At 76.0% G+C, this 13,361-nt stretch carries 4 protein-coding genes (1 of these 4 only partly in view); 1 reads left to right on the forward strand and 3 read right to left on the reverse strand.

Translation table 11 applies throughout. The features are described 5' to 3' along the window. The gene (locus tag HA073_RS13370) at positions 1-2,316 is read left to right on the forward strand and encodes a lantibiotic dehydratase (RefSeq protein ID WP_166456516.1); all 2,316 of its coding nucleotides are present in this window, start codon (positions 1-3) and stop codon (positions 2,314-2,316) included. On the opposite strand, the gene HA073_RS13375 is transcribed toward HA073_RS13370, so the two are convergent. The 3 genes in view from HA073_RS13375 to HA073_RS13385 are tightly spaced (each overlapping or abutting the next) and all read right to left on the reverse strand, a layout consistent with a single transcriptional unit that may run on beyond the window. Continuing rightward, entirely contained in the window at positions 2,284-7,590 is a 5,307-nt protein-coding gene (locus HA073_RS13375; RefSeq protein ID WP_166456517.1) for a non-ribosomal peptide synthetase/MFS transporter, read from the reverse strand. The two genes, HA073_RS13370 and HA073_RS13375, sit on opposite strands and share 33 nt — an antisense overlap. Next, entirely contained in the window at positions 7,587-11,936 is a 4,350-nt protein-coding gene (locus HA073_RS13380) for an SDR family NAD(P)-dependent oxidoreductase (RefSeq protein WP_166456518.1), read from the reverse strand. The genes HA073_RS13375 and HA073_RS13380 overlap by 4 nt, the downstream gene beginning before the upstream one ends. Next, positions 11,933-13,361 carry the 3' portion of a lantibiotic dehydratase gene (locus HA073_RS13385; RefSeq protein ID WP_113974322.1) on the reverse strand. It continues 887 nt past the right edge of the window, so 1,429 of the gene's 2,316 nt are visible here — the last part of the coding sequence; its start codon lies beyond the right edge, outside the window; it ends in the stop codon at positions 11,933-11,935. Before HA073_RS13385 ends, HA073_RS13380 begins: the two co-directional genes overlap by 4 nt.

The following is a 13,361-nucleotide window of genomic DNA, read 5'->3' on the forward strand; positions in this document are numbered from 1 at the left end:
ATGCCCCGAGAGCATCTCACGTCCCTGCCCGGAACCCCTTGGCACGTATGGCGTTCCGCGTTGCTCCGGTCGGCCGGTTTTCCGGCCGGCGGGATGAGCCGGTTCGCCGCTCCGGCGCTCGCGGAGGCGGCCGACCGGCACCTGCGCGGGGACGGCGACGCCGCGGAGTTCGCTGCGGCGTTCGACGCCGCCGCGGCCGACCTCGGGCAGACGGTCTACGGCATCGCCTGCGACGACGCCTTCCGTACTGCGCTGACCTGGCAGAACCCTGCGGTCCTGCTCGCCGTCGACGCGATCCGGCGCGACGGCCCGCACGCCCCGCGCAACCTGCGCCGGCGGCACCGGGAGGAGGTCGTCGCGAAGTACTGGCAGCGGTACTGCCTGAAGAACGACACGGTGGGCTTCTTCGGCCCGATCTGCTGGACCGAGCTGGGCGGCAGCGGTCCGATCGCGACGGTGCGTCCCGGCGCGGCGTTGACGCGTACCCGGAAGGTGTTCCTGGAGCGGTGGGGCCTGGACGCGCTCGCGGAGGCCTTCGCCCGCGTACCAGGCGTGCGGGACTGGCTGCCGGTGCGGCTGGCCCCGCACCTGAGCCTGCGCGACCGGGTGCTGCGGCGCCCGTACCATCCACCGCAGACGCTCCCGGCGGCGACCGCCGCGCTGCTCACGCTGGCGCGGCGCGGACCGCGCGTGGCCGACCTGGTCGCCGCGCTGCTCGCGGACCCGGCGAGCGGCTTCCGCCGGGCCGCTGACGTGCACGCGCAGCTCGACGACCTGGCCGGGCGCGGCGTGCTGCGGATCGGCTTCGACCTGCCGGTCGACCTCACCGCCGAGGACGCGTTGCGCGAGCAGCTCGCCGCGATCGGCGACGACACAGTCCGCGAGCGGGTGCTCGGCGACCTGGCCACGGTGAGCGACCTGCGCGACGCGGTGGCCGCCGCCGACGGCCCGGACGCGCTGGCCGCGGCGATGTCCGCGCTGGACCGGCGGTTCGTGGAACTGACCGGCCGGGAGGCGCGGCAGCAGCCCGGCGAGGTGTACGCCGGCCGCACGCTGTGCCACCTGGAGACGGTCCGCGACCTGGACGTCCGCTTCGGTGACGCGCTGCTGGCACGGCTCGCGCCGCTGGAACCGCTGCTGCTGTCGGCGCGGTGGCTGACCGCGGCGATCGGGCAGGCGTACGCCGACGCGCTGGCCGCCCTGTACCGCGACCTGGCGGCGGAGTCGGCCACCGCGGACGTGCCGGTGGCCGACCTGTGGTTCCTGGCGCAGGCGGTGGTGTTCGGGGCGGACCCGCCCGCCGCCGCCGTCACCGCCGAGTTCCTGGCCCGGTGGTCGACGGTGCTCGGCCTGGCCGACGCCGACACCGACGCCCGGGAGCTGCGGTTCGACGCCGCCGCGCTGACCGAGCGGGTCGCCGCCGCGTTCCCCGCCGACGCGCCCGGCTGGGCCGCCGCCCGCATCCACAGCCCGGACGTGCACGTGTGCGCGCCGGACGAGGCGGCGCTGCTGCGCGGCGACTTCACAGTCGTGCTCGGCGAGCTGCACGTGGCGCTGGCCGCGTTCGACACGCACTTCTTCGCGTACGGGCACCCGGACCCGCAGCGGCTGCGCGACGGGATGCGCGCCGACCTGCCCGGCGGCCGGGTCCGGCTGCTGCCGCCGGTGGACTGGCCCCGGCACACCGCCCGGATCGCGGAGTGGCTGCACGGGCCCGCCGACGCCCAGCTCGGGTTCGTCGACGCGCCCGGCGCCGACCCGGACCGCCTCGTGCCGATCACGACCCTGACCGTGCGGCCGGACGACGACGGCACTCTTTCCGCGCACGCCGACGACGGGCGGCGGTGGCCGCTGCTGGAGGTGTTCGCGCCGCTGTTCGACTACCAGGTGTTCGACACGTGGAAGCTGGCCGGCAACGCCGGGCGCACGCCGCGCGTCACCGTCGACGACCTGGTGCTGGTCCGCGAGACGTGGCGCACCACTGTGGGCGAGACCGGCCTGCACACGGTCAAGGGCGAGCGGGAACGCTACCTCGCGGTACGGCGCTGGCGGCTCGCGCTCGGCCTGCCCGAGCGGATCTTCGTGCGGGTCGACACCGAACTCAAACCCAGCTATGTGGACCTGACCAGCGGCGTCTATACCCGGCTGCTGTGCACGCTGCTGCGCGGCGCGCACGCCAAGGGCGGCGACGGCGTCGGGCTCACCGTCACCGAGCTGCTGCCCGGCCCGGACGACGCCTGGCTGACCGACGGGGCCGGCCGGGCGTACGCCTCGGAACTGCGGCTACAGATCGTCGACCCGGCGCAGGTGCGGTAGCCACTCGGTGGCGTCCGCCGGCGCGTCGGGGGTCTCGGTGTCGAACCGGCGCAGCCGGCGTACGCCGTAGGCGCCGAGCGCCACCACGGCCAGGGCCAGCCCGGACACCACGAACGCGAACCCGAGTCCCCGGCCGGGGCCGGTGCCGATCAGCGCGCCGACGCTGCCGGCCAGCGCGCCGCCGGGGGCGAACATCGGTTCCAGCAGCGACCCGCTCAGCGGCACCAGCACGGCGAAGCCCAGCGGCAGCGTCGCCCAGGTCAGCGTCTGGATGATCGCCAGCACCCGGCCGTGGAACCGCTGCGGCACCTTCACCTGGATGATCGACAGGTAGATGCCGTTGTGCAGGCCCAGGCCCAGCCCCACGCCGAAACTGCCGAGCGCCACCAGCAGCAGGCTCGGCCGGACGCCGCTGAGCACCAGGCTGACCGCCACGCCGAACGCGATGGCGATCAGCGCGGGCATCCGGCGCCGGGTCGGGCCGCCCCACACCGCGATGGCGAGTCCGCCGAGGACGGCGCCGAGCGCCTCGGCGAACGCCACGGTGCCGACCTGGCCCATCGTGCCGAACGCGAGCACCATCGGCGGCACCAGCAGCAGGCTCGCCAGGCACAGGTTGTAGAGCGAGAAGAAGCCCAGCATGGCCCGGAAGCCCGGCTCGGCCCACGTCATCCGCGCGCCGCCGATCAGCTCCGCCAGGAACGGCTCCTTGCGCCGCCGGCCGAGCAGGTCGGGGAACCGCACCGCGGCCAGCACACCGATCGCCACCACGTAGCTGACGATGTCGATGACCAGGACGCCGGCCAGGCCGATCGCGGCCAGCAGACCCGCAGCCAGCAGCGGCACCGCGAGCGAGCTGAGCCCGACCGCGAGCTGCGCGATGCCGTTGGCGTGCCCCAGATAGCGCTTCGGCACCACCTGTGGGATCGCGGCCAGGTAGGTGATGCGTTGGAACACCGACGCCGCGCCGAGCACGCACACGAGCGTGTAGACGGCCGCCAGCCCCAGCCGGTCGGTCCAGAGCAGCAGCGCCAGCAGCGCCTCCGCTGTCACCGCCGTCGCGCACGCGGCCAGCAGCACCCGGCGCCTGTCGAACCGGTCCGCGACCGCGCCGGCGACCGGCAGCGTCAGCAGCGCCGGTAGGTACGCGATCACCCCGGACAGGCCGAACCACAGCATCGACCCGGTCTCCAGGTAGACCCAGACTGGCACCGCCCACTGGGTCAGCGCCGACCCGGTCGACGAGATGAGCTGGCTGGCGGTGATCGCCAGGAACCGGCGTACGCCCGGTTGCACGCCGGTCTCGGCGGTGACCGGATCGGTGCTGGTGGCCGCCAGTGCCCAGCCGTCACCGGCGAGCTGTCGTGGCGCGGCGGACGGCTCGGCGAGCCGGGGATGGGTGCGGGTGAGCACCTCGGCGAGCGCCTCGGCCCGCTGCTTGACGAAGTAGTGCCCGGCCTCGTCCAGCACCACGAGCGCTGTCGACTCGCCGAGGAAGCTCCACTCGCGGTACCGCTCCTCGTAGTACTCGGTGAGCACGTCGTGGGTGCCGACGACGGAGATCACCGGTGCGGGCACCCGGACCGGTTCGCCGTCCAGCCACTCGGTGAACCGCTCCTGCGCCTCGGCGGCCTCCCGCCGTACGTGGTGCACGAACCGGTCGACCTGCGCCGGGTCCAGGTCGGCCAGTTCCGCGCCGATCGAGCGCAGGAACGTCTCGTACCGCCGGTCCGCGCCCCGGGAGTCGGCCCAGTCGACGAGCCGGCCGAGCATGTTGTCCGGGCGGGCGGTCGGGAACACGCCCCCGGCGTAGATCGCCTCGATGGGACGTCCGCGCTCGTGCAGCCGCCGGGCGATGCCGGTCAACAGCGCGCCGCCGACGCAGTGGCCGTACAGGACCAGCGGGCCGTCCACCCGCTCCTGGATCTCGGCCACGCACCGCTCGACCAGCTCGTCGAAGGGCAGCTCGGTGTCACGGACGCCGACGTCGTGGCCGGGGATCGCCACGGAGAACAGCGTGTGCCCGGCCGGCAGCGCGTCCGCGAGCGGCTGGTAGATGCTGGCGAGCCCGCCGCCGTAGGGCACGCACACGTACGAGCGCACCCGCTGGTCCGCCGGGACCGGCCGGGTCAGCTCGTACAGCAGCGGGCGCTGCCGCTCCCCGTCCGCCGGGGCGTCGATCAGCGCGGCCAGCCCCTGCACCGTCGGGTGCGCGAACACGTCCATCACGCCGACGTCGACCTGCCCGTACGCCTCGCGCAGCAGCGCCAGCATCCGGATCGCCAGCAGCGAGTGACCGCCCAGCTCGAAGAAGTCGTCGTCCAGGCCGACCTCGGGCACGCCGAGCACGTCGCGCCAGGTGGCGGCAACCGTCTGCTCGACCGGGGTCACCGGGGGACGGCGCTGCGCGGGGGCGACGCCGGACGAGGGTGCGGGCAGCGCGGCGGTGTCAAGTTTGCCGTTGGCGGACAGCGGCAGCGCGTCGAGCGTCACGAACGCCGACGGCACCATGTACTCGGGCAGCCGCCGTTTCAGCGCCGCCCGCAGCTCCGCCGGGTCCGGGGCCTCGCCCGTCAGGTACGCCACGAGACGCTGCTCGGCGGGCGTGGCGCCGCGCACGACGACGGCCGCGGAGCCGACGCCGGGCTGTTCGCGTAGCACCGCGGCGATCTCCCCCAGCTCGATCCGCAGGCCCCGCAGTTTCACCTGGTCGTCGATGCGGCCGAGGAACTCCAGCGTCCCGTCGGTACGCCAGCGGGCCAGGTCGCCGGTGGCGTACAGCCGGCCGCCGGGCTCGCCGAACGGGTCGGGGACGAACGCGCCCGCGGTGAGTCCGGGGCGGTTCAGGTAGCCGCGGGCCACCTGCACGCCGCCGAGGTGCAGCTGCCCGGCCACGCCGACCGGCACCGGGCGCATCGCCTCGTCGAGCACGTACGTGCGGACGTTGCGGATCGGCCCGCCGATCGGCACCCGGGTCACGCCGGTCAGCGCGTCGGGGGTGGCCGCCCAGGCGGTGACGTCGATCGCCGCCTCGGTCGGTCCGTACAGGTTGTGCAGCGCCGCCGACGGGATCGCGGCGACGGCGCGGCGGGCCAGGTCGGCGGGCAGTTCCTCGCCGCTGCACACGATCCGCCGCAGCGAGCCGCAGCGGGCCGGGCCGGCCGGGTCGGCCGTGGACAGGAACGCGTCGAGCATCGACGGCACGAAGTGGACGGTGGTGACCCGCTCCCGTTCGATCAGCTCCCGCAGGTACGCCGGGTCGCGGTGCCCGCCCGGCGCGGCGAGCACCAGCCGCGCGCCCACGAGCAGCGGCCAGAACACCTCCCACACCGACACGTCGAACCCGATCGGTGTCTTGTGCAGCACCGCGTCGTCCGGTCCGAGCGCGAAGGCGTCCTGCATCCAGTCCAGCCGGTTGACGATCGCGGCGTGCTCGTTGACCACGCCCTTCGGCCGTCCGGTGGAGCCCGACGTGTAGATCACGTACGCCGCGTTCCCCGGCCGGGCGGCAGTGCCGGCGGCGGTGGGCGGCCGGTCCGGCGCGGTCAGCGGCAGCACGGTGCCCGGGACGGTCAGCCCGTCCGGCAGCTCGTCGGCCAGCAGCACCCCGGCGCCGGCGTCGGCGAGCATGAAGGCCAGCCGCTGCGGCGGGTGGTCCGGGTCCAGCGGCAGGTACGCGGCGCCGGCCCGGTGGATGCCGAGCAGCCCGGCGATCAGGCGGCGGGAGCGGGGCTCGTGGATCGCGACCACCGACTCCGGTCCCACGCCGTGCGCGACCAGCCGCGACGCCACCTGCTCGGCGGCGTCGGACAACTGCGCGTACGTCATCCGGGTGTCGCCGTCGACCAGCGCGACCGCGTCCGGCGTGCGCCGGGCCTGGGCGTCGAACAGCTCCGCCAGCGTGGTCCGGCGCACCGGGGCGGCGGTGGCGTTCCAGCCGGTCACGACCGCCGCGTGCTCGGTGTCCGGCATGACCGGCAGCGCGCTCACCCGGGTCCGGGGCGCCGCCACGGCGGCGGCGAACAACAGCAGGTAGCGGTCCGCGAACGCCTCCATCGCGGCACGCTCGAACAGCGCGGTGCGGTACTCCAGCCGCAGTTCGTCCCCGGCGATCTCCAGCGACAGGTCGTCCATGGCGCCGCCGAACGCCTCGCCCCGGCCGGTCGGCAGGTGGTGGAACGTGAGCTGGTAGAGCGGCGGCACGCCCGGGTCGCGCCGTACCGCCAGCTCCTCGACGAGCTTCTGGAACGGCATGTCCTGGTGGTCCCAGGCGTCGAGCACGACCCGGCGGACCCGGCGGACGAGGGTCAGGAACGGTGGATCGCCAGACACGTCGACGCGCAGCACCAGCATGTTCATGAACATGCCGAGCAGCGGTTCCAGCTCGGCCCGGTCCCGGCCGGCCACCGGCATGCCGACCACCACGTCGTCGCTTCCGGACAGCCGGTGCAGCAGCGCCACGTAGGCGGCCAGCTGCACCATGAACGGGGTCGCGGCGGCCTGCTGGGACAGCTCGGGCAGCGCCGCCGTCACGTCGCCGGGCAGTGTGCGGCGGACGTCGGCGCCGTCGAACGTGAGCGTCGCCGGGCGCGGCCGGTCGGTGGTCAGCGCGTGCACTGCCGGCAGGCCGGTCAGCGCCTCCCGCCAGTGGTCGCGCAGCTCGTCCCAGCGGGGGCCGTCGAGGCGGTCGCGTTCCCAGGCCGCGTAGTCGGCGTACTGGATCGGCAGCTCGGGCAGGTCCGGCGCGCGGCCGGCGACGGCGGCGGCGCACAGCTCGGTCAGCTCGGCGCGCAGGTGGAGCAGGGACGTGCCGTCGAGGACGACGTGGTGCCCGGCGAACAGCAGCCACCAGGTGTCCGGGTCGAGCCGCAGCAGCCGGCCCCGCCACAGCGGGGCGGCGTCCATCGGCAGGTCGAGACCTGCGTACTCGGCGACGATCCGGGCGCGGGCGGCGTCCCGCTCCGGCTCGGGCAGCGCGGACAGGTCGGTGACCGGCAGCTCCACCGGGACCGTGGGGTGGATGTCCTGGTAGAGCCGCCCGTCGTGCAGGCGCAGCGTGGTGCGCATGGCCTCGTGCCGGTCGGTGACCGTCCGCAGCGCGGCGAGCGCCTGCTCGGGCCCGGCGCCCGCCGGCAGGGTGACCGCGTCGGTCATGGTGAACAGCGGCTGCCCGGGGCTGAGCTGGGCGGTGAACCAGACCCGCTCCTGGGCGTACGAGGCGGGAACGGTGTAGACGTCGTCCACAGGCGTGACGTCGTGGCGCGACTCGGTCATCCCGGCCGTCCCGGTCGGCGCAGACGCGGGATGGGCGCCTCGGCAGATGCGGAGGCGGACGGGGCGGCGCGCAGCGACTCGATCCGGGCGGCCATCGCCGCGACGGTGGGCGCGTCGAACAGCACCCGCATGGACAGCCGGGCGCCCACCGCCTGCCGGATCCGCAGCACCAGCTGCGCGGCCACGAGCGAGGTGCCGCCGAGCCGGAAGAAGTCGTCGTGCGGGCCGACCTCGGCCACGCCCAGCACGTCACGCCAGATCCGGGCGACGGTGTCCTGCAGGTCGCCGTCGGCGGCGGTCACCGTCGAGGCGGTGGCCGCCGTGGTCGCGGCGAGCCGCCGCTCGTGCCCGGCGACCGCCTCCACCGTGTAGGCGCCGATCGCCACCGAGCCGGTCCGCCCCTCGGCGAGGACCCGGCACGCCGCGCGCACCGCCGCGTCCGGGGCCAGCCCGTCGTGGTCGGGTACGCCCTCCTCCCGCCACGCGCCCCAGGCCACCGACAGCACCGGCGACCGCCAGCCGTGCGGGCTGCGCGCGTACGCGTCGAGGAACGCGTTGGCGGCCGTGTCGTCGGCGCGCCCCAGGCCACCGGCGAGCGCGGTCACCGAGGAGCTGAGCAGCACGAAGTCGAGCGGCATGTCGCCGAAGACCGCACGCAGCGCCAGCGCGCCGGTGACCTTCGGCAGCAGTTCGGCTGTCGCCTCGGCCGGCCGCGACCCGGTGGACAGTCCGGTGTCGGGCAGCCGTGCGGCGTGCACGATGCCGTCGAGTCCGCCGAGGTCGTCCTCGATGTCGGCGCGTACCGCCCGCAGCGCGTCCACGTCCGTCACGTCGGCGCGCACGTGGCGGACCTGCGCCCCGGCCCGTTCCAGCGCCTCGACCAGGTCCGGCCGGGCGGTCCGGCCGACCAGCACCAGCCGCGCGCCCGGGCGGGCCAGTTCGGCGGCGAACGCCCCGCCGATCCGGCCCAGTCCGCCGGTGATCAGGTAGCGCCCGCCGTCGCGCAGTGCCGGCCCGGTACGCCGGCGCGCCGGCGCGGCCGTGAACCCGCGTGTCCAGCGGCGCCCGCCCAGCCGCAGCGCGACCGCCTCGGCCCGCTCGGCGCCGAGCAGTTCGTCCGCCAGCGCGTCCGCGCCCGGGTCGGCCGGGTCGGCGTCGACCCAGTGGCAACGCAGTCCCTGACGTTCCAGCGGCACCGAGCGCACCACCCCGGCGACTGTGGCATGTTCCGGGCGCAGCAGGTCGGATCCGGTCACGTCGGCCGTCCCGGCGGTCACCACGTCCAGCGCCACGTCGGCGGCAGGCAGTGCCTCCAGCAGCGTCAGCAGCGCGAGGTACCCGTGTTCCTGGGCCGCCGCCACGGCATCGGCGTCCGGACCGGCCGGGTCGCCGTCGAGCGCCCACGCGTGCACGATCCGGGCGGCCCGGCCGTCGTCGGCGCACTCGTCGAGCAGGCGCTGGTGGTCGGCGACGCTGGCCGGGCGCAGCCGGTAGCCGTCCGGGCGGACCGCGAAGGCCGGTCCGGGACGTACCACCGTGACGTCCACGCCGCGCTCGCGCAGCCGGTCCGCGAGCGCCGTGCCGCGCTTTCCTGCGGCGAACAACAGCAGCGGGCCGGGCGCCTCGACGGGCGCGAGGTCGGGCAGTTGACCCCAGACCGGCACCTCGACCACGCCGTCGTCGTACCGCTCGTCGCTGGCCGGTCCGGCGGGCGCGGCCACCGGCTCCGGGTCGATCCAGTGCCGGGCGCGCTGGTACGGGTAGCCGGGCAGCGGCACCCGGCGCGGCGCGCCGGAGGCGGGCAGTCGCACCGGCACCCCGGCCGTCCACAGCCGGCCCGCCGCCTCGTACGCGGTCTGCCTGCCGGTCAGCCGCTCCCCCGGCGCGGGCAGCGTGCGCAGCGGCGCCCGGGCTCCCGCCGGCAGGCTCAGCCGGGCCAGACCGGCGAGCTGCCGGCCGGGGCCGCACTCCAGCAGCAGCCAGTCGTCGGCGGCGCCGGTCGCGGCGAGCGCGGCCACCGTGGCGCCGAACCGCACCGGCCGGCAGAGCTGGTCGGCCCAGTACGCCGGGTCGGTGATCTGCTCGTCGGTGAACGGCGCGGCGGTCGCGGCCGAGAACACCGGCAGGTCCGGCGCCCGGCGCGGCACCGCCGCCACGAGCGCCGCGAACTCGTCGCGCACCGCCGTCAGCAGCGGCACGTGCATCGCGTACGGCGACCGCAGCGGCGTGCAGCCGATGCCGCGTTCGCGCAGGAGGACCTCGGCGGCGGCGACCGGTTCCGGCGCGCCGCCCACCACGCAGGTGTGCGGGCCGTTGCTGATCGCCACCGCGACACCGTCGGGCAGCAGCGGCGCGATCTCGTCGGCGCCGCGCTGCACGGCGAGCATCCGGCCCTCCGGCGCGGCCTGCACGAGGCGGCCCCGGGCGGCGGCGAGCCGCAGCGCGTCCGGCAGGTCGAACACCCCGGCCACCGTGGCGGCGACCAGTTCGCCGACGGAGTGGCCGATCATCGCGGCGGGCGTGACGCCCCAGTGCCGCCACAGCGCCGCGAGCGCGTACTCGACGGCGAACAGCGCGGGCTGCGCCACCGCCGGTCCGGCCAGCCGCTCGTCCGCGCCCGGTCCGGCGTCGAAGATCATCTCGCCCGCGTCCCAGCCGAGGATCGCGGCGCACTCGTCCACGGCGGCGGCGAACACCGGCTCGGTAGCGGCCAGGTGCGCGCCCATGCCGGGGTGCTGCGCGCCCTGCCCGGGCAGGAGCAGGCCCACCCGGGGCGGCGTCGCGGCGTCCCCGGCGGCCCGGCGCTTCGGGTCGGTGAGCGCCGCCGCCGCCCGGGCCCGGTCGACAGCGACGACGGCGGCCCGGTGCCGGTACGCCGGCCGGCCCTCCCGCAACGTGTGGGCCACGTCGCGCAGCTCCACATCGGGCGCGCCGGTGAGCCGCTCGGCCAGCCGGGCACAAGCAGCGGCCAGCGCGTCGGGCGTCGCGGCGGACACCTGGAGCAGCTCGCCGCCGCCGTGATCCGGCTCCGGGGGTACGCGCGGCGGCGCTTCCTGGAGCACCAGGTGCGCGTTGGTGCCGCCGAGGCCGAGCGAGCTGACGCCGGCCCGCAGCGGTCGCTGGTCCTCGGGCTCCCACTTGGTCAGCGTGGACACCACGTAGAACGGGCTCGCCTCGATGTCGATGCCCGGGTGCGGCCGGTCGTGGTTGACGGTGGGCGGGATGAGCCGGTGCCGCATCGACAGCACGGTCTTGATCAGGCCGATCACGCCGCCGGCCGCGCTGAGGTGACCGATGTTGGCCTTCGTGGAGCCGACCCCGCACCAGCCGCGCTCGGCGGTGCGCCGCCCGTACGCCGTGCTCAGCGCCGCCAGCTCGATCGAGTCGCCGAGGACGGTGCCGGTGCCGTGCGCCTCGACGTACCCGACCGAACGCGGGGCGACGCCGGCCACCGCGAGCGCCTGCGTGACCACCTCCACCTGACCGGTGACGCTCGGCGCGGTGAAGCTCGCCTTGGCCGAGCCGTCGTTGTTCACCGCGTTGCCGATGACCAGCGCCCGGATGTCGTCGCCGTCGGCGAGCGCGTCGGAGAGCCGCTTGAGCACGACCACGCCGACGCCGCTGCCGTAGACGGTGCCGTCGGCGTCCGCGTCGAACGGGCGGCAGTGCCCGTCGGCGGAGGTGTAGCCCTCGTCGGCGACGTACCCGACGCCGTGCGGCAGTTCCACGCACACGCCGCCGGCCAGCGCCGTGTCGCACTCGCCGCTGCGCAGCGCCTCGGCAGCCAGGTGCACCGCGACGAGCGACGACGAGCAGGCGGTCTGCACCGTCATCGCCGGGCCGCGCAGGCCGAGCCGGAACGCGACGGTGCTGGCCAGGTAGTCCGGCTTGTTGCCGAGCGACACGCGCAGCTCACCGGCGTCCGCGAGCGCCCGCGGGTTCCGCCGGACGTTGAGCCACTGGTACAGGTCGGCGTTGCCGCCCGCGTACACGCCGATCTCGCCGTCGTAGCGGGCCGGGTCGCAGCCCGCGTCGGTGAGCGCCGCGTGCGCGTGCTCCAGGAACAGCCGCTGCTGCGGGTCGGTCAGCTCCGCGTCGCGGGGGCTCAGCCCGAACAGCTCCGCGTCGAACCGGTCCACGCCGTCGAGCACGGCGGCCACCGGCACGTACGCCGGGTCGTCGAGCTGCTCCGCCGCGACGCCCCGGGCCAGCAGCTCCGCTCGGGTGAACCGGGTGAGCGACTCGGCGCCGACGACCAGGTTGCGCCAGAACTCCTCCGCCGACGCCGCCCCCGGCACGCGCAGGCTGAGCCCGACGATCGCGATCGGCTCCACTGTCTCGTTCACGCCATGACCTCCGGCTCGGCCGAATCGCTGATGTGCAGGCGCAGTTCGCTGACGTAGCGGCGGCCCGCGCGGTCGGGCAGCCACGCCTGCCCGAGCGCGGGCAGCAGCTCCGACACGGTCACCGTCACGTCGTCGCCGCCGGACCGCCGGGCGGCGCGCAGCAGCAGGCAGAGCCGGTTGGCGTAGAGCGGGCTGGTCAGGTCCACGTAGGTGGGCTTGAGTTCGGTGGCCACCCGGACGAAGACCCGCTCCGGCAGGCCCAGCGCGGTCCGCCACCGGCGTACCGCGAGGTAGCGCCGCGCCTGGTCGACGGCGTCGGCCAGGCCGGTCGCCCCGACCGTGGTGCGCCAGGTCTCCCGCGCCAGCACCAGCCGGTCGACTGTCACCCGGGGGCTGTGCGGGCGGTCGGTCATCAGCTTGAACGCGTCGCCGGCGTGCACCGCGATCAGGTCGGAGAACACCTCGACCAGCGGCCAGCGCGTGCCGTCCGGGCCGGTCGCCACCAGCACGCCGTCCACCTCGGACACGATCGCCGCGTTCGCCGGCACGAGCCGGTCGCGCGGCGCGCCGGGCGCGTCGGCGAACGCGAGCCGGTGGTCGTCCGGCCCGTGCAGGGACGCGGACAACCGCCCGCCGACGCGGGGGAAGTCGACCGGGTAGAGCGGGCGCAGCCGTCCCGGGCCCAGGTCGGCCGCGTACGCGCGCCGCAGCCGGTCCACGTCGGGGTGGCAGTGGGTGAACAGCTCGGCGTTGAACGTGGCGTACGCGGCGTGCAACTCGCCGAGCACCGCCCCGAACTCGCCGGCGGCCAGCGCCTCGGGTGACTCGGCGAACAGTTGCAGGTCGGGGCTGTGCACCCGGCCCGCGCTCCAGCCGGGACGGCCGGCCGGGAACGCGTCGGCCACCAGGGGCGCCAGCTCGGCCGCGGCGAACTCCACCCGGGTCGTCCCGGCGGGCAGTCCGGCCAGTCCGAGCACCCGCTCCCAGCGGGCGGCGAACTCTGCCGCGACCCGGTCCACCGGCCGGTCACCGGGCCCGAACAGCGGCCCCTGCGCGACGAACCACAGGTCACCGAGCCGGACCGGCCCGTCGCCGCCGAGGTCGTCGTACAGGTCGCGCAGCGCGTCGCCGTACGCCGTGGCCAGTTCGGCGGTGAGCCAGCGCGCCGCCCGCAGCGGCAGGTCCAGCGCCGGGGCCAGGGAGTCGAGCAGGCCGCCGCCGACGGTGAGGTCCACGTCGCGTGCGGTCTCCTCGTGGCACAGCGCCCGCCCGGCGTAGTTCTGCCCGGCCCGGCGGCGCGGCGGCAACCCGGTGAGCGCGGTGAACTCGGCGTCCAGCGCGGACAGCGCGGCGGTGAGGGCGGCCGGGTCACCGGCGGCGTCGGCGACCCGGGTGCGGGCGGCGGCCAGCCGGTCCAGCCCGGCC

The sequence above is a fragment of the Micromonospora sp. CMU55-4 genome, from assembly GCF_011602315.1.
In the GTDB taxonomy this organism is placed as follows: Bacteria; Actinomycetota; Actinomycetes; order Mycobacteriales; family Micromonosporaceae; genus Micromonospora; species Micromonospora chalcea.